Source organism: Salinibacterium sp. NSLL17 (assembly GCF_015864935.1).
Lineage (GTDB): Bacteria > Actinomycetota > Actinomycetes > Actinomycetales > Microbacteriaceae > Rhodoglobus.
In genome coordinates this window covers 110,121-131,243 of record NZ_JADYWH010000002.1, presented here as the reverse complement: position 1 = coordinate 131,243, position 21,123 = coordinate 110,121, and the positions used below count along the sequence as shown (strand labels likewise).

The 21,123-nt window shown below is 62.9% G+C and carries 17 protein-coding genes; 9 read left to right on the top strand and 8 right to left on the bottom strand.

Annotation, left to right across the window (positions count from 1 at the left end):
- The first annotated feature begins 36 nt into the window (after window positions 1-36).
- On the top strand, window positions 37-1,209 hold the full coding sequence (locus I6E51_RS10290) for a MalY/PatB family protein (RefSeq protein WP_197110268.1): 1,173 nt from the start codon (window positions 37-39) through the stop codon (window positions 1,207-1,209).
- On the opposite strand, the gene I6E51_RS10285 is transcribed toward I6E51_RS10290, so the two are convergent.
- Window positions 1,206-1,910, bottom strand: coding sequence for a TetR/AcrR family transcriptional regulator C-terminal domain-containing protein (locus I6E51_RS10285; RefSeq protein WP_307783910.1), 705 nt, complete (start codon window positions 1,908-1,910; stop codon window positions 1,206-1,208). The genes I6E51_RS10290 and I6E51_RS10285 overlap by 4 nt on opposite strands.
- Window positions 1,911-1,994: 84 nt before the next feature.
- Here I6E51_RS10285 and I6E51_RS10280 point away from each other — a divergent pair, with 84 nt between their 5' ends.
- Together I6E51_RS10280 and I6E51_RS10275 are read left to right on the top strand one after the other, a co-directional pair.
- Window positions 1,995-2,732 carry an NAD(P)-dependent oxidoreductase gene (locus I6E51_RS10280; protein ID WP_197110266.1) on the top strand — a complete coding sequence of 246 codons (738 nt, stop codon included), beginning with the start codon at window positions 1,995-1,997 and terminating at the stop codon, window positions 2,730-2,732.
- A gap of 56 nt (window positions 2,733-2,788) precedes the next feature.
- Window positions 2,789-3,742, top strand: coding sequence for an L-lactate dehydrogenase (locus I6E51_RS10275; protein ID WP_197110265.1), 954 nt, complete (start codon window positions 2,789-2,791; stop codon window positions 3,740-3,742).
- Here I6E51_RS10275 and I6E51_RS10270 read toward each other — a convergent pair.
- Both I6E51_RS10270 and I6E51_RS10265 read right to left on the bottom strand, forming a co-directional pair.
- A complete protein-coding gene (locus I6E51_RS10270) occupies window positions 3,731-4,465 on the bottom strand; it encodes a hypothetical protein (protein WP_197110264.1) in 735 nt (244 codons plus the stop codon). The genes I6E51_RS10275 and I6E51_RS10270 overlap by 12 nt on opposite strands.
- A 189-nt stretch (window positions 4,466-4,654) precedes the next feature.
- A complete protein-coding gene (locus tag I6E51_RS10265; RefSeq protein ID WP_197107346.1) occupies window positions 4,655-6,154 on the bottom strand; it encodes a DEAD/DEAH box helicase in 1,500 nt (499 codons plus the stop codon).
- A 175-nt stretch (window positions 6,155-6,329) separates the two neighbouring features.
- On the opposite strand from I6E51_RS10265, the gene I6E51_RS10260 reads away from it, so the two are divergent.
- Window positions 6,330-7,046 (top strand): ferritin-like fold-containing protein, encoded by a 717-nt coding sequence (locus I6E51_RS10260; protein WP_197107345.1) that lies wholly within the window; start codon window positions 6,330-6,332, stop codon window positions 7,044-7,046.
- Between the two features lie 14 nt (window positions 7,047-7,060).
- Here I6E51_RS10260 and I6E51_RS10255 read toward each other — a convergent pair whose 3' ends face one another.
- Together I6E51_RS10255 and I6E51_RS10250 are read right to left on the bottom strand one after the other, a co-directional pair.
- A complete protein-coding gene (locus I6E51_RS10255; RefSeq protein ID WP_197110263.1) occupies window positions 7,061-7,351 on the bottom strand; it encodes a hypothetical protein in 291 nt (96 codons plus the stop codon).
- 2 nt (window positions 7,352-7,353) lie between these two features.
- Window positions 7,354-7,578 carry a DUF3107 domain-containing protein gene (locus I6E51_RS10250; RefSeq protein ID WP_129073342.1) on the bottom strand — a complete coding sequence of 75 codons (225 nt, stop codon included), beginning with the start codon at window positions 7,576-7,578 and terminating at the stop codon, window positions 7,354-7,356.
- 74 nt (window positions 7,579-7,652) lie between these two features.
- Here I6E51_RS10250 and I6E51_RS10245 point away from each other — a divergent pair, with 74 nt between their 5' ends.
- A complete protein-coding gene (locus tag I6E51_RS10245; protein ID WP_197110262.1) occupies window positions 7,653-10,754 on the top strand; it encodes an ATP-dependent DNA helicase in 3,102 nt (1,033 codons plus the stop codon).
- On the top strand, window positions 10,751-14,017 hold the full coding sequence (locus tag I6E51_RS10240; RefSeq protein WP_197110261.1) for an ATP-dependent DNA helicase: 3,267 nt from the start codon (window positions 10,751-10,753) through the stop codon (window positions 14,015-14,017). Before I6E51_RS10245 ends, I6E51_RS10240 begins: the two co-directional genes overlap by 4 nt.
- A gap of 60 nt (window positions 14,018-14,077) precedes the next feature.
- On the opposite strand, the gene I6E51_RS10235 is transcribed toward I6E51_RS10240, so the two are convergent.
- The gene (locus tag I6E51_RS10235; RefSeq protein ID WP_197110260.1) at window positions 14,078-14,932 is read right to left on the bottom strand and encodes a LysR family transcriptional regulator; all 855 of its coding nucleotides are present in this window, start codon (window positions 14,930-14,932) and stop codon (window positions 14,078-14,080) included.
- A gap of 87 nt (window positions 14,933-15,019) precedes the next feature.
- On the opposite strand from I6E51_RS10235, the gene I6E51_RS10230 reads away from it, so the two are divergent.
- Window positions 15,020-16,471 (top strand): MFS transporter, encoded by a 1,452-nt coding sequence (locus tag I6E51_RS10230; RefSeq protein ID WP_197110259.1) that lies wholly within the window; start codon window positions 15,020-15,022, stop codon window positions 16,469-16,471.
- Between the two features lie 88 nt (window positions 16,472-16,559).
- Here I6E51_RS10230 and I6E51_RS10225 read toward each other — a convergent pair whose 3' ends face one another.
- The gene (locus I6E51_RS10225) at window positions 16,560-17,561 is read right to left on the bottom strand and encodes a phosphotransferase (RefSeq protein WP_197107339.1); all 1,002 of its coding nucleotides are present in this window, start codon (window positions 17,559-17,561) and stop codon (window positions 16,560-16,562) included.
- A 67-nt stretch (window positions 17,562-17,628) separates the two neighbouring features.
- On the opposite strand from I6E51_RS10225, the gene nudC reads away from it, so the two are divergent.
- Both nudC and I6E51_RS14560 read left to right on the top strand, forming a co-directional pair.
- Complete coding sequence (gene nudC / locus I6E51_RS10220) at window positions 17,629-18,555, top strand: NAD(+) diphosphatase (RefSeq protein ID WP_197107338.1); 927 nt, start codon at window positions 17,629-17,631, stop codon at window positions 18,553-18,555.
- Window positions 18,552-20,246 carry an ATP-dependent helicase gene (locus tag I6E51_RS14560; protein ID WP_197110258.1) on the top strand — a complete coding sequence of 565 codons (1,695 nt, stop codon included), beginning with the start codon at window positions 18,552-18,554 and terminating at the stop codon, window positions 20,244-20,246. The genes nudC and I6E51_RS14560 overlap by 4 nt, the downstream gene beginning before the upstream one ends.
- Here I6E51_RS14560 and I6E51_RS10210 read toward each other — a convergent pair.
- Window positions 20,164-21,054: a hypothetical protein gene (locus I6E51_RS10210; RefSeq protein ID WP_197110257.1), complete on the bottom strand. Its 891-nt coding sequence runs from the start codon at window positions 21,052-21,054 to the stop codon at window positions 20,164-20,166. The two genes, I6E51_RS14560 and I6E51_RS10210, sit on opposite strands and share 83 nt — an antisense overlap.
- Window positions 21,055-21,123 lie beyond the last annotated feature (69 nt).

The following is a 21,123-nucleotide window of genomic DNA, read 5'->3' as shown; positions in this document are numbered from 1 at the left end:
AGCGCACACGCATCACCCCGCCGAGTAGGAGACAGCATGACCAGCAACGCCGAACAGTGGAACGCCCTCACCCCCGAATTGCTCCGCAGCCGAGGCAGCAACAAATGGACAGCACCCGAAGGTGAACTGCTGTGCGCCGGCGTCGCTGAGATGGACTTTGGCACGGCGCCTGCTGTGCTCGACGAATGGGCCTCGATCGCCGAGCGCCTCGAGTTCGGGTACCCGAATGAGTCAGTTGCTCTTGAGATGAGCGCGGCAACCGCGAAATGGCACCACGAGCAATACGGCTGGAACGTGGATGCCGCCGACGTTCACCCGCTCCCTGACGTCCTTAAAGGGCTAGAGCTTGCCATCCTCGAGTTCAGCAAGCCTGGTGCGCCGGTAATCGTGCCGACTCCTGCCTACATGCCCTTCCTCCTGTTGCCGAAGACTTTCGGCCGTGAGGTCATTGAGTCGCCCATGCTGCGCGGCGACGACGGCAGCTTCTCGCTCGACCTTGACGACATCGCGCGGCACTTCGCGGCCGGAGCAAACGTGTTCGTGCTCGCCAACCCGGGCAACCCCACCGGCAAGGTTTTCACCGCTGACGAGCTGTCGGCGCTCGCGGATGTCGCCGATGCTCATGGGGCTCGTGTCTTCAGCGACGAGATCCACTCGCCGCTCACGCTGTTCGGCACGAAGCACGTGCCGTTGGCGAGCGTCTCGGATGCCGGAGCACGCGTTGCGATCACCGCGACCAGCACGTCGAAGGCCTTCAATCTGCCCGGGCTCAAGTGTGCCCAAATCATCCTGAGCAACGACGCCGACCGCACGCTGTGGGAAACGATCGGCTGGATGGCGTCACACGGTGCCAGCACCCCCGGAATGCGCCTCAACACCGCCGCGTACCTCGGTGGCGAGCCGTGGCTCGGCGAAGTGCGCGAGTACATAGAAGGCAACATCGAGTATGCGCGGGCGGCGCTCGCAGAACTGCTGCCGGAGGCACGCATGGCTCCGATGCAGGGCACTTACCTGGCCTGGCTCGACTTGCGGGCCTACTCGGACGAGCCAGAGCTCTCCGAGATGTTGGCGGAGAAGGCGGGCATCCGGGTCAATGGTGGTGTCGGCTACGGTGCGGTGGGCGCCGGTCACATCCGGGTGAACCTCGCAACGTCGCGCCCCATTCTGGAACGCATCATTGCGCAGCTTGCTGCGGCGATGACGGCCTAGCGCGTAGCGACCGCCTCGCCCCAGCCGGGGAGGGGCAGGCGCTGTTCGAGTGAATCGAGGATGAGGTCGAGGCCGACCTCAAATTCGTTGGCGTAGCTGTAGCCGGGCAGCATCGCGTGGCCAACGGCCATTTCGGTGAGGTGCGGAAATTCGCCGACCGGCATCTCGGTGACGATTCCCTCGGCGACCTCAGCGAGCTCCTCAGACGTCTCGAAGGGCAGGCTGAGTTCTTGCAGCACGAAACCGTAGATATAGCTGTCGAGCGCGGAAAAGGCATGGGCAGCACCGGCAATGGAAAAACCGCCGGCGCGCAGGGCGCCGATGACGGCATCGTGGTGACGAAGCGTCGAAAGACCGGGGTCTCGGCGTGAATCCATGAGCCCGATGGCCCAGCGATGGCGCACGAGCACGTTGCGGGTGGAGACGGCGCGGTCGTGCATGGCCCGCCGCCAACCGTGTTCGGTGGTGGGGAGTTCGATTTCTCCGAAGACCAGATCGACAAGGCCCGTGAGGATCGCATCCTTGTTCGGCACGTGGTAGTAAATCGACATCGCTTCTACGCCGATGCGATCGGCGAGTTTGCGCATCGTGAGAGCGGCGGAGCCCTCTGCATCGGCAAGCTCGAGGGCGGCGGCGAGCACGGATTCGCGCGTGATCGGGGGGCGCTTCTTGGCGGTGCGCGTTCGGCTCTTGTCTGCCACTCGGCTGCTCCTTGTCGTAGGGGGCATTGACTATCTTACTTCGTAAGGTAATCTTACGGCGTAAGGTTCATTCGAGAGGAAACCATGACCAGCTCCGAAAACAGTCGTCCAGCAACCCCGGCCGCACGCCAGCGCGTGTGCATCGTTGGCATCTCCGGCAAGCTCGGCCAGTATTTAGCAGTTCACGCACTTGAACGCGGTTATGAAGTCGTGGGAGTGTGCCGCCCGAAGAGCGTGACGAAGCTTGAACACTTCGGCGACCGCATCACCGTTATCCAGGGAGCGACCTCCGACCGCGCTGTCGTTGAGCGAGCGGTCGCGGGCTGCACCGCCGTACTGACGGTTCTTGCGCCGTGGGGCGTGCGGGATTACTCGTCACGCACAGCGCAAGCCGTCATGGATTTCGCTCCGGCTGGGGCACGACTGATCTTCTCGTGCGGCTGGCATGTGAGAGCGAGTGCAGCCGACGTTTATTCGCGACGCTTCCTCGCGACGGTGGCCATCGCATCCTGGCTCGCGAAGGCGGTGCGCGCCGTCGACATCGCTGACCAGACCCGCGCCGCAGAACAGATCTTCGCGAGCAACACGCAGTGGACGCTCGTGCGAGGCAGCGATCTTGAAGAGGGCGAGAGCGAGGGCCTGCCCGTCTGGAGCTCCGCCGTCGGTTCGCCGATCTTGGAGCGTAACCTCACGCGCCGCACCGATTTCGCCCTCTTCATGGTGGAGGCAATCACCACTGACGCCCTCATTGGGCAAGCGCCAGCGATCGTCGGATGCCGCAGCGAATCTGCCCTCGCATACGCGTCGGCCGCGCACGCCTAGCTCGTACCACGGCTACGGCCGCGACCGGCGCAGGGCAGTCGTGGGACACTAATCGCATGAGCCTTGTCGAGAACTCAAAGCTGACCATTGTTGGAGCCGGAAGCGTGGGGGCTAGTGCCGCCTACGCTGCGCTGATCAGAGGCTCTGCCCGCCAGATTGCGCTGTACGACATTGCCACTAAAAAGGTGGATGCCGAAGTGCTTGATCTTGCCCACGGCACCCAGTTCACGGGGTCGAGTCAGATCATGGGCGGGAGCGACATCTCGGTCGTGAAGGGCTCGCACGTTGTGGTGATCACCGCTGGCGCGAAGCAGAATCCCGGCCAGTCCCGCATCGAACTTGCTGATGTCAACGCGCGCATTATCGGTTCGATGATGCCGCAGCTGATGGAGGTCGCCCCCGACGCGATTTATGTCATCGTGACCAACCCCTGTGACGTGCTCACGGTGCTCGCGCAAGAGCAGTCGGGCCTGCCGCCGGAGCGTATTTTTGCGTCTGGCACTGTGCTCGATACCTCGCGACTGCGCTGGAAGCTTGCCGAGCGCGCTGGCGTCTCACCTTCTAGCGTTCACGCGTCGATTATTGGCGAGCACGGTGACTCAGAGTTTCCGCTGTGGTCGCGCGCCACCATCGGTGGCGTGCCGATTCTGGAATGGCAACGCGATGGCCACCCTCGCATGACAGAAGCCGAGCTCGACGACATCGCCGACGGTGTCCGTAACGCCGCCTACAAAGTCATCGAGGGCAAAGGCGCGACGAACTATGCGATCGGGTTATCGACCGCCCACATCGTGGAAGCGATCCTTGGTGACAAACACTCCGTCATGCCGGTTGCTCCCGTGCTCACTGACTTCCATGGACTCAGCGGTGTCGCACTGTCGGTGCCCTGCATCGTGAGCGCAGCCGGGGCGGCACCGATCAAAGAAACCACCTTTAGCGAGACTGAGTTGCGCCTGCTCACCGAGTCGGCGAACACGCTTCGTGGTGTCGCTGACTCGCTACGACCGTAGAAGCGACCTCGCCCGCGAGCGCGACCGTGTCCGAGGCTTCGGTGATGCCGTAGTGGCGGTGGCCTCTGCGGCAGTGCTGGCGACGAGCATCCGGCAATCATCGATGGCACCCTGAAGCAGCGCTTTGAGCCGCGCGTCAGCGTTGGGGGAGCACGCGTAGGCGATGCCAATGACGGACGTGCGGATGATCGACTGGGCCATTCGCGTCACCTCACGACTATGGCGCGCGCGATGATCGCTGGGGCACTCCGCACTGAACGTGCGTGCCCAGAACTCAGCCGCTGGGGCTTGCGCGAACGCGAAGGCAACCGCATCTTTCAGATCGTCGTGGGGGAGGGGCTCGAATGCAGCCAGTTGCGACTGTGTCGAAAGGATGCCAACGGCAAGAGCACGCTGACGTCCTTCGCTGGCGATCGGCAGAGCGGTGGTTGCTGCACGCAGCGCGATACGAAGCGCCAGGCGTGGATCGTCGCTTGTGACGCCAATCACCGATGGAATGAGCTCGACGAGCTCCGAGCGATCGTGGTCGGCGGTGCAGTCGTTCACGAGACGCGCCAGAAGGGCCAGCGCCGGATGAGTGCACGAAGGATGATCGCTCCATTTTTCGCCGGCAAGATAGGAGGCGAACTCCATGAAGCAGCCGCCCCGGCGGGGAGTGCGATGGCGCCCGGCAGAGAGAACGGGCATGAAATCTGGTGAAGAGTTCTTCTGTTGCACCGGCATTGTTCTCCTCCTTGGCTACCGCGCGCTGAGGAACATTTTTTCTATTGTGCGCCTGTTCTGGCGATAAAACCAGTGCTTGTGCTAACCGTGTTGAGAGCAGTTATTGGCGGCTGCAGCGTGCGCCGGGCCCTCACGAAGAAAGCCCCACTCGAGGTGGGGCTTTCTTATGAATCTGACGGGCGGCGTGCGCTACGCGGTCGGAGGCGCAGTTGGTGCGCCTTCGTTTCCGCCGCGACGGCGACGCGTGCGCTTGCGACGGGCGGGGGCTCCACCATCGTGGGTGCCGCCGCCTTCGGGGCGGACGTTGTCGTCAGCCGCGCGTGCGCTGGAAACAGAATCGCCCTCGCTCGAGCGTGAACGCGCATTGGAGTCGGAACCCGATCCAGAGCGCGTGCGGTTGCGGGGAGGACGTGATGAGTCGGTTGAACGCTGTGATCCGCGGCCACCGCCTGATCCTGATCCCGAGCCCGAAGCAGCTCCACTGGTGCGCACCGCCGGAGCGTGCGAACCAGGAAGGCGGCCCTTGGTTCCCTCAGGAATGTCGAGGTCGGAGAAGAGGTGCGGGCTCGACGAGTAGGTCTCGGTCGGCTCGGGGATGCCCATTTCGAGCGCCTTGTTGATGTGCGTCCACTTGAGCATGTCTGCCCAGTCCACGAACGTGACAGCAACACCGGTCTTGCCGGCGCGACCGGTACGGCCAGCGCGGTGCAGGTAGGTGTCGTGGTCGTCGGGGATGGTGTGGTTGATCACGTGGGTGACGTCGTTGACGTCGATGCCTCGTGCCGCAACATCCGTCGCGATAAGAATGTCTTTCTTGCCAGCCTTGAACGCAGCCATGGCGCGCTCACGCTGCTCTTGGTTGAGGTCGCCGTGCACGGCAGCAGCGTTGAAGCCGCGGTCGTTCAGCTCTTCAACAAGCTTGGCAGCAGCACGCTTGGTGCGCGTGAAGACAACAGTCTTGCCGCGACCCTCCGCCTGCAGGATGCGCGCGATGACCTCGTCTTTGTCGAGGTTGTGCGCGCGGTAAACGACGTGCTTGATGTTCTTCTGCGTCAGGCCCTCGTCGGGGTCGGTGGCGCGGATGTGGATGGGCTTGTTCATGAAGCGACGAGCGAGAGCCACGATCGGGCCGGGCATCGTTGCCGAGAACAGCATCGTGTGGCGAGTAGGAGGCGTCTGCGCGAACAGCTTCTCGATGTCGGCAAGGAAGCCGAGGTCGAGCATCTTGTCTGCCTCATCCAAGACCATCACTTTGATGTCTTTGAGCGAGAGCATGCGCTGGCTGGCGAGGTCGAGCAATCGACCAGGCGTGCCGACGATCACTTGGGCGCCGGCCTTGATCTGTTCGACCTGACCTTCGTAAGCTTTGCCACCATAAATGGCAGCGACCTTGGTTGAGCGGTTGGATGCCGCGAGCACGAGGTCTTCAGCTACCTGAACACACAGTTCGCGAGTCGGCACCACAATGAGTGCCTTTACTCCGGGCTCGGGATCTTTGCCGAGCGACTGCAGCACGGGAAGCCCGAAGCCGAGTGTCTTACCGGTACCGGTCTTGGCCTGACCGATGATGTCCTGGCCTGCGAGGCCCATAGGAATGGTTTGAGTTTGGATCGGGAACGGTTCGATGATGCCCTTGGTGGCAAGAGCATCGACCATGTCCTGATCGATATTGAGTTCTGAAAAAGTCACGTATGAAGCCCGTCTAGGTGCGATGCGCCCTTTTTGACCTGGGGCGCCGGACCCCCTCCTGAGTCGGGGGGATGCCCGTAGTTTAGCGGGTTCTGCTGGGTCGAGGCCGTGAATTGAGGCGGCGAGGCGGGTTGTTGCAACTGCGCAGGGCTCTCACACGCTCTAAGCTGGCTCCGTGGTTAAGTGGTTTTCGCGCAAGCCAGGTCGCATCGAAGTGCCTCGCCTTCGGTCACGGTCTGATGTTGCAGCGACCGAAAAAGTAGCCCTCGCGGAGTTCACTCCCGACATTCTCGCCTTCTTGGGGCGCGCAGCGTATGTGCAGCTCAAGATCTTTGAGAACCTCTCGCGCGTCATTTCTAACGCTCCCACTACCGCTGCGAAGACCTCGATCGGCAAAGCGGCGGAGTTGTCGCTGTCGAAGCACCGCCGGTTGGTGGAAGAAATCACCAAGGCTGGCGGCTCGCCTGCCGAAGTGATGGACCAATTCACTGAAGCCGTCGACAACTTCGAGCGCATCGCTCGTGGCGCTGACTGGTACGAATCGCTCATCACCGCCTACCTGAGCGCCGGATTCTTTGACGACTTTTACGCGCGACTTGCTGCCGGGCTCCCCACGGAATCACACACTCGACTCGTCGAAATTTTCCGCGGAGAGTCAGGCGAGAAGGTTCTCGCTGAATATCTGCAGGCAGCGATCGATGCCAATCCCCGCCTTGATTCGCGACTGGCGATGTGGGGCCGTCGGCTCATGGGCGACATGATGCTGTTGGCGCGTTCCGCGCTCGTGTTCCCTGACCACACTCGCACTACGGAGGCGCAGGTTGAGCCGGTGTTTACCGAGCTCATTGCAGCGCACACCCGTCGAATGGATGCGCTCGGTCTGACCGCCTAGCGAACTGCGTTCAGTTAGCTGCGCGAGAGCGTTTCGAAGGAACGCACATCGGCGACTTCGCGGTGACGCGGCAGACGGATCGCGACGACCAGAGCCACGGCAATGCCGGCGAGCAGGCTCGCAACCCAGATCCAGGTGCCGTCAAATGTGAGGCCGGCCCAGACCAGAGCAACCCACACGGTTGCGGTAACCGCAGCACCGACAGCGGGCAACAGCGCCGCACCGTACATGCCGCGCGACGGCAGCAGGTAACGAATGATGGTCGCGAGCGACGCTCCGATGACGGTGACGAACAGCAGTTCCACTGTTAGGCCACGAATCCGATGCGGCGCGACTCTTCTTCGCCGAGTTCGACGTAGGAGACTGACGCGGTAGGAACGATGTAAAGCTTGCCCTTGGCGTCACGCAGGCTCACGTACTTGGCATCCGAGTTCAATGCCTCGGCGATGATGGTCTCGACCTCGCTCGACGACTGTGCCGACTCGAAGTTGATCTCACGGGGGCTGTTGTTGATACCGATGCTAATGTCCACGACCCAAGATTACGACACAACGGGGCGCGATGAATATCACGTTCACTGTCAGCGCATCCCGATAGCGTTGACGCATGGTCACCTTGCCCTCTGAGCGTGCGGATGCCGCGGCTAACGCACCGCATACGCTCGACGATTCTCAGCGCGCTGTTGTCGACCTCGCCGACGGTGTGAGCGCGATCGTTGTTGGAGCGCCGGGCACGGGTAAAACCGAGACTCTTGTTGAGCTGGTGGCGCAGCGTGTGCACGCCCGCGGCTGGTCGCCCGAGCAGATTGTGGTGCTGTCGGCCACCCGTCAGAGTGCGACGGCGCTGCGTGATCGTTTGGCGGCGCGCATTGATGCGCCCACCTTGGGGCCAATGGCACGAACCGCGAACTCGCTCGCGTTCGAAGTGATTCGCGAGGCTGCTGCTGTTGCCGGAGAAGGCCCGCCAACACTGCTCACAGGCGCTGAGCAAGACCAAATTATTTCTGACCTGCTGGCGGGCGAAATCGCCGACGGCACGGGAGCGCCGTGGCCGGCCCACCTCGATCCAGAGGTTCGCCGCCTGCGGGGGTTCCGCACCGAGTTGCGAGATCTCATGATGCGCTGTGTCGAGTTTGGGGTCACTCCCGCTGACTTGGCGGCGCTCGGCGAACGCACCGATCGACCGGAATGGGTGGCGGCATCCGCGTTCATTTCTGTGTACGACCAGGTGAAGGCCAGCTATCGCGATCGGCATTTCGACGCGAGCGAGCTGCTGGCTGAGGCCGCTGGGCTGATTGAGGGCGGCCACTATGCGGCGATCGATCGGCTGCGGTTGGTCGTGGTCGATGACGCCCACGAACTCACCGAGGCCACTATTTCTCTCGTGCGGGCACTCGCCAGTCGCGGCATCACGATCATCGGTTTCGGCGATCCTGACCTCACCACGGGGTCGTTCCGGGGCGCGCAGCCTGCCGTGCTGTCGCAGTGGGCAACACGCCTTCACCTTGAGCACTGTGAATCGTTGTTTTTGTCATCGGTGCATCGGCACAGTGCTGAGCTGCGTCAGACGGTGACTAATCTCACCCAGCGCATCGGTGTTGCGGGGCTCATTGAGCAGCGCAAGTCACCGGCGGTCGCCACAGCGCCGTCGAGCATCCACAGTTTTCAGCTGTCGACACCGGCCGAAGAGGTTGCGTTCATCGCGCGCCACCTGCGCGAGAAGCATGTGCTCGAGTCGGTGCCGTGGTCGCGAATGGCCGTCATCGTGCGCACCGGTTCGCTGATTCCATCGCTGGCCCGGCAGTTGCGCACCCTCGAAGTTGTGACGAGTGTGTCGAGTGCGCGCAGTGCCGTGCGCGACGAATTCAGTGTCAACGGCTTGATCGTCTTGCTTGAGCTGGCATTGACACGTCGCCCGCTGGATGCCGCAGCAGCCGTCGAGCTGCTGTGCAGTTCCGTTGGCGGTTTCGACACCGTCTCGCTACGGCGCCTCAAGGCTGCGCTGCGTCACGAAGCGCTCGGTGCCGAAATTTACGACTCGGCCGACGAGTTGATCGCGCAGGCGCTTGCGGCTCCGGCCGGGTTCGTCACGATCGACAATCGCGTCGCCCGGCAGGCTGCAGCGGTCGCCAAGAACCTTCGCGAAACCGCCGCTGCGGGGGCCGCAGGCGACACCATCGAAGAACTCCTGTGGGGCGCGTGGCAGCGCAGCGGCCTCGCCGATCGCTGGTTCGAGCAAGCACTGGGCGCGGGCGTTGTCGCCGAAGAAGCCAACCGTCACCTCGATGCCGTGGTTGCCCTGTTCTCCTCGGCCAAGCGCTTTGTGGAGCGTCGACCGGATGCGCCCGCCAACGTTTTTCTCAACGAATGGCTCTCGGCCGATGTCGCGGAAGACACCCTCGCCGCGCGGTCGATCGTTGACTCGGTCACGGTCGGAACGCCGGCATCCGTCATCGGCCAAGAGTTCGATGTCGTGGTGGTTGCCGGCATGCAAGAGAACGTGTGGCCCAACCTGCGCGTGCGTGGCTCGTTGCTCGGAGCCCACGATCTGCCGCGTGTGCTGGCGGGGGAGAAGCTCGCGGTCGCCGACCGTCGCCGCGAAGTGCTCCACGACGAGTTACGGATGTTCGCCCAGGCCGTGTCGCGGGCCACGAGCGAGGTGATCGTCACTGCCGTGGCCGGTGACGACAACATGCCGTCCCCATTCTTGACGCTCATTCCCGAACCGGATGAGCCCGTGCGTTCGCGCCCGCCGCTCAGCCTGCGTGGGCTCGTGGGCGTGCTGCGCCGCGAGCTGACCACGGGCTCTCAGCCGGAGGCTGCTGCGGCGTCGCTGGCACGCCTCGCCGGCGAGAGTGTTCCCGGTGCCGATCCGCGCTCCTGGTACGGGCTTCGCGCGCCGAGCACCACCGCGCCGCTTGTCGACCTGACCGAACCGGATGCGGAAGTGCGGGTGTCTCCCTCGCGCATGGAATCGTTCGAGACCTGCCCCCTGCACTGGGCGATCGACCAGCTGGGTGGCTCCACGACCAATGTGGCCTCCAACCTTGGCTCGCTCATCCACGGTGTTGCTGAAACGGCCACTGATTTCAGCGCCGATGCGCTCTACAAGGCGGTGGAAGAACGCTGGGGCGAGATGACCTTCGAGGCCTCCTGGCAATCGGAGGCCGAGAAGCTGCGGGCGAAGAAACTCACGCAACACCTCGCCACCTATCTGCGTGATTTCGCGGCCGATGGCGGAGAACTCATCAGCAACGAGATGGGCTTCGTGCTTCCCCTCGAACAAGCCCGACTGAGCGGAAAGATAGACCGCGTCGAGATGTACGGCGGCACCACTGCCGTGATCGTCGACCTCAAGACCGGCAAGAACGAGCCATCGAGCGATAAGGCCGTTGCCGATCATCCGCAGCTCGCCGCTTACCAACTCGCCTTCGCCTCCGGAGCCATTGAGGGCGTGCCCGAAGATCTCGTCAACGGGGGAGCGAAGCTTGTCGTGCTCTCGCCGTCGGCCAAGACGCGCGACTATGACGCCCCCAAGCAGCAACCGATGAACGACGAGGAGCTCGAACTGTTCCGACAGCGCGTGATCGAGGATGCCCGCGGAATGGCCGGCAGCGTATTCGTAGCCAGGGTCAGCAGCCACTGCACCGACCCGTGGAGCTTCGGCAACTGCCGCATCCACGTTGTGCCGGCGGTGAGCGCCCGATGATCTCTTCTGTCGACCTCGCCGGTCTCATGGGCATCCACGCTCCCACCGAACAACAGCGTGTGGTGATCGAGGCGCCCTTGAGCCCCGCCCTCGTCGTCGCCGGCGCGGGCAGCGGCAAGACCGACACGATGGCCAGCCGCGTCGTGTGGCTCGTCGCCAACAACCTCGTGAGCCCCGACCAGATTCTCGGCCTCACTTTCACCCGAAAAGCCGCGGGTTCGCTCAGCAAGCGCGTGAGCGAACGCATCGCGATTCTGCGCGAGGTGCAGAGCGCGCATCCCGAACGATTTGTGGCGACCCCCGAGACGGCATCGATCGAGTTCGATCAACCCACTATCTCGACCTACAACTCCTTTGCCAGCGCACTCTTCACCGAAAATGCGCTCCTGATCGGTCGCGAACCCGAATCGACTCTCCTCAACGATCCGTCCTCCTGGCAACTCGCGCGCAAACTTGTGGTGTCGAGCACGGATGAACGGCTCATCGGCCTCGAAAAGTCGATCAGCGCGCTCACCGAGGCCGTTCTCGACCTCAGCCATGCGCTCAGTGACAACGTCGCCAATGCCGCTGACGTTGCCGTCTACGCGGAGCGCTTCACCCAGATTTCCGAGCTTCCCTACGCCGAGACTGCCCGCAAGAAAACCCCCTACGCCTCGGTTATTGACGCCGTGAAAGAGGTTGGTTCGCTCGCGCCGTTGCTCACTCTGGCTGTTCAGTATGCCCAGCAGAAGCGGGCGCAGGGCCTCCTCGAATTTAGCGACCAAGTTGCTCTCGCCCTTGAGGTGGCTGAGCGCTCCGACGACGTTGTTGCGCACTACCAAGACCGCTATCGGGTCGTTCTTCTCGACGAATACCAAGACACGAGCGTCGTGCAAACCCGACTGCTCGCACGCCTCTTCGGCAACCATTCGGTCATGGCCGTCGGTGACCCGCACCAGTCCATTTATGGCTGGCGTGGAGCCAGCGCCGCTAACCTCGCGCGTTTCAGTCGCGACTTCACCGAGAACGCTGATGCGCAATATTTCGCTCTCTCTACGAGTTGGCGCAATGCCACCACCGTGCTCGACGCCGCCAACGTGATCGTCGAACCGCTCAGCGCACGCTCACCAGTGCGCGTCGAATCGCTCGGTGCTCGGCCCGCCGCCCCCGCTGGATCGGTCGACACGTTTTATTTCGAACACATTGATGAAGAAGCCCACGGCGTCGCGAAGTGGTTTGCTCGTGCCCTAGCGCCGCAGGCGTGGAACCACTACAACCCCGATCCTGACGCTGAGGCTCCCACCCCGCCGACCGCCGCCATCCTGTTCCGGCGTCGCAGCGACATGGAGCGTTTCGCAACTGCCCTAGGCGCAGAAGACATTCCGTACCACGTGCTCGGCATCGGTGGCCTGCTCTCGACCCCCGAAATCGTTGATCTTGTGAGCGCGCTCACCGTGATCCACGACCCCACCGCCGGCTCTGAACTCATTCGGCTGCTGTCGGGCGCGCGCTGGTCCATCGGCCCGCGCGATCTCCAAGAGCTCGCGTCACTCTCGCGCTGGTTGCTGAGCCGCTCAGTCACGCAGCAGGAGCTGAGCGCCGAAGTGCGCCAGCGGATGCGGGACTCCGTCGCCGTCGATGATTCGGCATCCATTGTCGATGCTCTCGACTTCGTAGGCGAAGCTCCCGCAAGCCACTCGCAGCTCAAGGGTTTCAGCGAAGAAGGCCTGTCTCGACTCAAGGATGCCGCCAAGCAATTGGCATTCTTCCGTTCGCGTGCAGGGCTCGAACTCGGCGATCTCGTGCGCTTGCTTGAGCAAGAGCTGCTCCTTGACATCGAGGTGGTGGCGAGCCGCCCACAGGCCTACGGAATGGCGAATCTGTATGCCTTCCACGATGAGCTTGCAGGCTTCTTGGCCAGTGATGATCAGGCAAACTTGGGCAGCTTCTTGTCGTGGTTGCGACGGGCAACGCAGCAAGACATGATGGGCCCGCGCAGTGACGATGCCGAAGCCGGCACGGTGCAATTGCTCACGATTCACGCCTCCAAAGGGTTGGAATGGGATCTCGTGGCCGTGCCCCGCTTAGTGGAGGGCGAAGTGCCAGCCACCTCTCGCGAGGGCAAAGGGTGGGTAAGTTTCGGCAAGCTGCCCTTCGCGTTTCGTGGCGATGCCGGCGAACTACCCGAACTCGAGTGGGAGAGTGCGCACTACCAATCCGAGTTTGATGGCTCTCTCAAAGAATTCAAATCGGCACTGGCCGACCGCCACCAGGCAGAAGAACGACGCCTCGGCTACGTTGCGATCACGCGTGCCCGCGACAATCTGCTGCTGACCGGTTCGTTCTGGTCGAGCCGCAGCAAACCACAAGCACCGAGTATCTTCCTGCAAGAGCTCGAAGAGCGCGGGCTGATCGAAGAGCTTCCCGCCGACCCGGTCAACGACGAGAACCCCACTCTCAACGATGTCGTCGACCCGCTCTGGCCGTTCGACCCCCTCGGCAACCGCCGTACGAGCGTTGAAACCGCCGCGCACCTCGTCGCCACAGCCGACCCCGGCACCGACGGCCTCTGGTCGCACGAGATCGACCTTCTGCTCGCTGAGCGCAGCCGTGCCGCTAGCGAAGCGCGGCGCACCCCGCTGCCGCAGCGCATCCCGGCCTCTCGCTTCAAGGACTACATCGCCGACCCCGAAGCCGTCGCTCTCTCGCTCCGTCGTCCCATGCCCGAAAGGCCCTACCGGGCCACGCGCCTCGGAACCCAATTTCACGAGTGGGTCGAATCGCGATTCGGTTCTACAGCATCCACCGAAACGCTTGATGCTTTTGTTCTCGAAATTGATGGCACTGACTTCGATGGGTTCGAAGGCGAGAACGCGGCGGATGTCGAAAAGCTCGCCGAGCTGCAAGCCACCTTCGAGCGTTCGGCGTGGGCCACGCGCAAACCGGTCGATGTTGAGATCGAGATTCACGTCCCCTTCGGTGACCGCGTCGTCATTTGCAAGATCGATGCCGTGTATGCCGACGGTGACCGTTTCGAAATCGTCGATTGGAAGACCGGTCGGGCTCCGCAGGATGCGGCCGACCTCGAAGCGAAGCAACTGCAGCTTGCGCTCTACCGCCTGGCCTACGCGCAGTGGAAGGGGGTGCCGCCCGAGAAGATCGATGCGGCGTTCTACTTCGTCGCTGATGACATCGTGATTCGGCCTGAACACATCTCCGACGAGGCCGAACTGCGTGACGCCTGGGCGAAGTCTGTCGGCGCCGCACCCAGTTTCGGTGGCTGAGCCTGTCGGTGACTGAGCCTGCCGCTGGCGGAGCCAGTCAGTGTCTAAGCGCGCCGGTGGCTAGGTGCGCCGCTGCACCGGCCGGCTCAGAATGGCGGTGCTGAGCGCCTCGATTGGTTCGCGGGCCGCCATCGGGTTGTCGAGCAACACGAAGTCGACATCGCCAAGCTCTGGCAGATCGAATGATGCTGGCACCTGGGCCAAGTCGGGCGGGATGAGCGACTGCGGAAATACTGCGATTCCGATGCCTGCCCGCACAGCGGCGAGAGCCCCATTCACTTCCTTCACATTGCAGGTGATGCGCCAGGTGCGTCCGACAGCCTCAAGCGCGCGCATCGCGTACGCACGCCCCAGACTGGGCGCCTGATAGGCGATGAGCGGAACCGGTGTCCCCGATTCCACGGTCATGCTCTTGTGGCCTAGCCACACCATCCGGTCGCGGCGCACCAAGCGTCCGCCCTCCGCTCCAGCGTCTTGCTTGACGAAAACGAGGTCGAGCTGACCGGCCTGCAGGCGGCGTACGAGATTGCCGCTCTGACTCACGGTGAGCTCGAGATTGATGTGCGGATAGAGCTGGCGAAAGTCACGCAGGATGCGCGGCAACTGGGTGAGTGCGAGGTCATCCGCTGATCCGAACCGAAGCCGGCCGCGCATGGCAGAACCGGTGAAGTACTTCACCGCCTGGTCTTCGGCAGCCAGAATTGCGCGCGCAAAGCCGAGCATGGCCTCACCGTTGTCAGTGAGGGAGACGGTGCGAGTGTCGCGAAGCACGAGTATCCGGCCTGCAGCAGCTTCGAGCTTGCGGATGTGTTGGCTAATCGTGGGCTGGCTGAGTTCAAGGGTGCGAGCGGCGTCGGTGAAGCTGAGGGTGTCGGCGACGGCGACGAACGATTTCAGCAAGACAGGATCAAACACAATGCCCCATTACGAAACGTAATCGAATTTATAGCGTTGATTATGCCGTGAAATGAGTGAGCAGACAATACGCTTGAGCGTGTGAGCATGCCATCTGAGACGTCGCCGGCGACCGTGCCAATTTCGGCGGTCATGCAACGGCCGCTCTGGCGCGATACCTTCAGCTCCCTGCGGCTCCACAACTACCGCCTCTACGTCATCGCGCAATTCATCGCGTACACGGCGGCGTGGGTGCAGCGCATCGCCGTCGACTGGCTCGTTCTGGAACTCACGGGAAACGTAGCGCTCGTCGGCCTGACGATCGCCATTCAGTTCACGCCGACGATCATCCTTGGCGCGTATGCCGGAGTGATCGCCGACCGTTTCGACAAGCGGGCGACTCTGATGGTCGCGCAGTCCATCATCGGCATGCTCAGTCTTGCGCTCGCAATCATCACCATCATGGGGGTCGCCCAGCTCTGGCTCGTCTATCTGCTCGTGCTCCTAATGGGTATCATCCAGGTCTTCGACAACCCTGCTCGTGCGGTGTTCGTCAACGAGCTCGTTGGACCTCGCCATCTGCGCAATGCCATCAGCCTCAACGCGTCGATTTTCCACTCGGGCGCCTTCCTCGGGCCTGCCCTGAGTGGAGCACTCATCGTTGCCGCTGGCTCCGGCTGGGCAATCGGCATCAACGCTGTCGCGGTGGTCATCGGAGTGATCATCCTGGCGTCCATGCGCAAGAACGAACTGCTGATCGCCCCGCGGGCTCCGGAATCAAAGGGCCAAATTCGCGAAGCGATTCGCTACATTCGTGCCAAACCCACACTGTTCTGGACAATGGTGATGGTTTTCGTTGTCGCTGTGTTCGGGATGCCGATGCCCACGCTTCTCGCCGCCATGGCCAACACCGTCTACGACACCGGCGCCAGCGGTTACGGCCTGTACAACTCACTCGCCGCGATCGGCGCCCTGCTCGGAGCACTTGCTTCAGCCCGCCGAGCGAGTCTCCGCCTGCGCACGATCATCTTTGGAGCGGTGCTCTACGGCGCCATGATGATGCTCGCGGGCATCGTACCCATTTACGGCATGTTCTTGGGTGTGCTGATTGGTATCGGCCTCAGCCGACTGCTCCTCATGACTGCCGCTGAAACGATGGTTCAACTCTCGTCGAACCTCGTCATTCGTGGTCGCGTTATGGCCTTCTGGGTCATGGTGATTCTTGGCGGCCAGGCCGTCGGTGGTCCGCTCATGGGAACCATCGCCGAACTCTGGGGCGCCAAGCTTGCCTTCGTCATCGCCGGTGGCGTGCCCGCCGCGGTCGCGATCGGCATCGCTATCGTGCTCGCCCGCTCCGGTCGCCTCACGGTAAAAGTGGCGCCGCGCCGAGCCGGTCGTTGGGTGGCCATCGTGCCGAAGCATCAGTCGCGCGCGATCACCGAGCCCATCACCATCGTGGATGCCGCAGCAGTGCCGTCGGAATCTCACGGCATGAAGTTGCGAAAGTTGCGCTCGACGCTCCTACGTTCTTCGTCGAAGAGGCGCCGCGAACGCAAGTAGCGAGCAGGCGCGGTGAGAATGGCGCATGCGGAACGGCGTGTGCGGCACGCCAACGAGCCAACGAGCCACGGCGCTAACGCCGGTGAAACTAAACTGCGCGGTTGTCCTTGCGCAGCATTGCCTCAACTTCGTCCACTGCCATGGTCGGCATCGTGTTGGCGCTGATGGGGTTCATCACGTCGTCACGAATGTCATCGAGCAGCGTCGTGAGCATCTCACCGGCGTCGTCAACGATTTCGGTACTGCGCACTTCGGTGCCGTGCAGCAACCACTTCGCGACCGAGAGTTCGGCATAGAAGGTGGCGCGTTGCTTGAGCTGGCGGTCGCCGGCTCCGCGAGCATCCGCATAGGCACCGAAGGCGGTGTCGATGATCGCGTCATTGCGCGGACCAAGCAGCCACTGTAGGTCTGTTGCCGGATCGCCGACCTTGATGTCTTGCCAGCCGAGCACGCCGGTCACAGCGTTGTCGGCGCTCAGGAACGAATCGGAGACGAGGGAACCATTGACGACGCTGGGCTGGAACTGCCAGAGCTTGGAATCTTCGGCCGCTTTGCGCCAGCGTTCGAGCAGTGCTGCGGGCACCAACTTAGTGGCGGCGGCGCGATCGATGATTGAAATGCAGGAACGGAGGCACTCGCCGGCGGTCTGCACGGGGAGCCCGGCATCCGCAACGAAGCTTGTCGGAAGGGCGTGAATCGCGGCGATCGCGGAACCGATGGATGCCGCAAGCGACCCAGCACCGGTCGTGTACGAGCGCATCGGAACCTTGCTGCCGTACACAAATTCGTAGACGATGCCGCGCGTTTGTCCGACGGGAACCTGGCCCGCATAGCTGGTGACATTGAACGGGAGTCGAGTGCGTACGCCGGCGCTTAACGCGCGCAAAGCGACGAGGTCGGCGGACTGTACGTTCTCGGCCGCAGCGTTTCGCGGCACACGAATAATCCAGTGTTTGCCGGCGCGGTCAGTGATGAGCGCCGAATCGAAGTCGTTTCCGTTGCCGGTGCCGAACGGGGCGGCTGCGGCAACTTCGAGTCCCTCGACAGCAGAGGTCGCCAGCGCGGCTAGAGTGAGATGTGATCTGGCCATAACACTCAGGGTAGGTTGCTCTGACGTGCATTTGCCGCACGCCACGCACTTGGGACGGGGTCGATACATGTCACAGGCTTTTCTTTCGCGACTGCCATTGTCGCGATATGAGATCGATCGTGACCACCTAGCTCGGGAAGACCCGCGTCTTCTTGACCGCTTGTGGCGCGAATCGGGCACCCGCGTGCTGCCCATTTTCAATGGCTCGGCGCTGCTGTCTGCCGACGGTTCGTTGGCTCTCTTGCACCCGGATGCCATCGAGCGCGGCCACACGAGCGTCTATTTGGGGCGTTCGATGTCGACCACGAGTCCGGAACCAGTGGGCACCCCCATCGTGACGGTCGAACTTGAGGATGCCGGCCACTTTGCCGAGGCCGAGTGGGGCAACCTGCGCAGCATTGCTCCACAGCTGAGCGATCGCGATGCGGGGCTCTTCACTGAAGCGCTCGCGATCTTGAATTGGCATTCCTCGCACTTGTTCTCACCTCGCACGGGAGAGCCGACCGTCGTGGAGAAGGCCGGTTGGGTGCGCCGCGATGTCGCCTCCAAACTTGAAGTCTTTCCTCGCACTGATCCCGCGATCATTGTGGGCGTCACCGACAACGACGACCGCTTGCTGCTCGGGTCGAACGCACTCTGGGAATCGAACCGGTACTCGTTGCTTGCCGGCTTTGTAGAGCCGGGGGAGTCGTTGGAGTCTGCCGTGCAGCGCGAAATTTTCGAGGAATCCGGCGTTCCCGTGGTTGATCCCGTCTATTTGGGCAGCCAGCCCTGGCCGTTTCCGGCCTCGCTCATGCTCGGCTTCACGGCATCCGTTGCTCCCGGTTTCAAGGGCCCGGGTACCCCGGACGGCACCGAGATTCTTGACCTGCGTTGGTTCAGCCGCGACGAGCTTGCGAACTCTCTCAATGACATCCGCCTGCCGGGCCATGCTTCGATCGCTCGCGCCATCATCGAGCACTGGTACGGCCAACCGATTGACGAACAACCGTGACGCTTGACGCTAACGAATTACTCGACGCACTAGACGAGGGCCAGCGTCAGGCCGCCGAAACGCTCCTCGGACCGGTATGCCTTCTCGCGGGTGCCGGCACGGGAAAGACTCGCGCAATCACTCACCGCATTGCGTACGGCGTCGCGACCGGTGTGTACCCTCCTGGCCGAGTGATGGCTCTGACCTTTACGAATCGCGCCGCGGGGGAACTGCGCGGGCGCCTGCGTGGCCTCGGGGCAGAAGGCGTCGCCGCGCGCACCTTCCACGCCTCGGCTCTCTCCCAGCTCAACGCTTTTTGGCCGCAGACCATCGGTGGCACGATGCCGCGTCTCCTCGAGGGCAAAGCGCGCATGATTGCGCACGCTGCCGACTCGATCAAACTCAAGCTCGATACCGCAACGTTGCGCGATGTCGCTGCCGAAATCGAGTGGCGGAAGACGTCGCGGATGTCGGTGGAGCAATACGGCAATGCCGGCCGTACGGTGCCCGCGGCCCTCACTATCGACAAGATGGTTGAACTCCAGTCCGCCTACGAGTCGATCAAGGATGCCCGGCGCCAGATCGATTTCGAAGACGTGCTCTTGGCTGCAGCCGGCATGATCGAGGCCGAGCCCCGTATCGCGCAGCAGGTTCGCGAGCAATACCGTTTCTTTGTCGTGGATGAATATCAGGACGTTTCCCCGCTGCAACACGAACTGCTGCGGCTGTGGGTGGGCGACCGCGATGATCTTTGTGTCGTCGGCGATGTGAGCCAGACCATTTACTCCTTTGCCGGAGCGAGCCCTGACTTCTTGCTGCGCTTCGCTTCGCAGCATGACAACGCTGCGGTACTTCGACTCGAACGCAACTACCGTTCGACTCCCGAGATTGTGCACACCGCGAACAAGTTGATGGCGAACCAGAAGGGTGCGCTCACCCTGCAGGCGGCAACAACCGAGCACTCGCCGACCCCGCAGGTCACTGGCTACGACGATGACAACGCCGAGGCCGCCGCCATTGCCGCCGCAGTCGCGGCCCAAATTGCCGCGGGAACCAGCCCCGAAGACATCGCCGTGCTCTATCGCATCAACGCTCAGTCGCAGCCCATTGAGGCCGCGCTCACCGCGGCCGGCGTGCCTTTCCTCGTGCGCGGAGCGACTCGCTTCTTTGACCAGCGCGAAGTTAAAGAGGCCATCATGCTGTTGCGTGGTGCCTCAATCACCACGGCGACCGAGCCACTGTTCAAGTCAGTCAGCGACATCCTGCGCTCCATCGGATGGTCGCAAGAACCACCCGAGACCGCCGGCGCCGTTCGCGAGCGTTGGGAATCGCTCAACGTGATCATGCGTCTCGCCGAGGATGCCGCTGCCGAGATGACGCTGCGGGAGTTCGTGGCCGACCTTGTCGATCGCCAGAGCAGCAACAACGAACCTCTGCGTTCCGCTGTGAACCTCGCAACCCTGCACTCGGCCAAGGGCCTGGAGTGGGAGTGCGTGCACCTCATCGGCCTCAATGAGGGCCTTTTGCCCATCAGCTACGCCCGCACACCAGAAGCGATCGACGAAGAACGTCGTCTGCTGTACGTCGGTATTACCCGTGCGCGACGATCACTCGGGATGTCGTGGTCGGCTAGCGCACAAACAGGCCGGGCTGCGCGTCGTGCCCCCAGCCGCTTCCTCGACGACGTTCGGGACCGGACTCAACGCTTGTAACGTTCGTCACCTGTTGGCAACCACATTCTGGATGCCGAAAGCGCAAGCTTTCATCGCGGCGGCCCGTGGCGTGATCGATGCGCACCGATGACGTGGCGTCGGCCGGTGTCTGGTCGAAGACGGTGTACCCGCTGCGACCGAGACGATGCAGGGCCATGCGGCTCGCCTCCCCGGCGGCTTCAGCAACGAGCGTGGGGGTGTGCGCGAGTGAGGTGCGACCCATGAGTTGGGTGGCGATGGCAGGCCAGGACGGGTCGGCATCTCGGCGATGAAGATCGATGCATAACAGACATCCGGTGATTCCAGGAGTAACGACCGGGCCAATTTCGGCAGCAGAGTCGGTGATGACGACGGGCATGTGGGGCACATCGCGGCGAAGCCAGTGTGAGTGCACCGATGGCGGAATCACGAAGTGACCGACGACGATCGCAAGATCTGGATCGGGGTTAGTGAGTTCATCAGGAGTGGAAGCGACATCAACGCTCACCCCGCTGGCGGCGAGAATGCGCGCAATGGACTCGACGAGAACGCCTGAACCGAGAACCGCGACGTGAGCGCTCGGCGGCTGCGGGGGAGTAGCGACCAGCACCCGCGAAAGCGCATCAAGCAGATCGTTGCATTCGTCGGGGTGCGACTTCGCCAGCATGCCGATGCCACTCCGGCTGATGCCGGCCACGAGAGCAGAGAGGATCTTCTCTTGAGTCTCGGTGACGCGGGGCAATACAACGACGGGTGGGTCAATGCCGAACTGAGCACTCGTAGGGGATCGCCACACGAGCGGTAGTCGGGGGTCTACACGCAGCATCATGTGCCCATTGTGCACAACTGTCCGATTGGTCAGTGTGAAGATTCCACAGCCCGAAGATGAACTATGGAC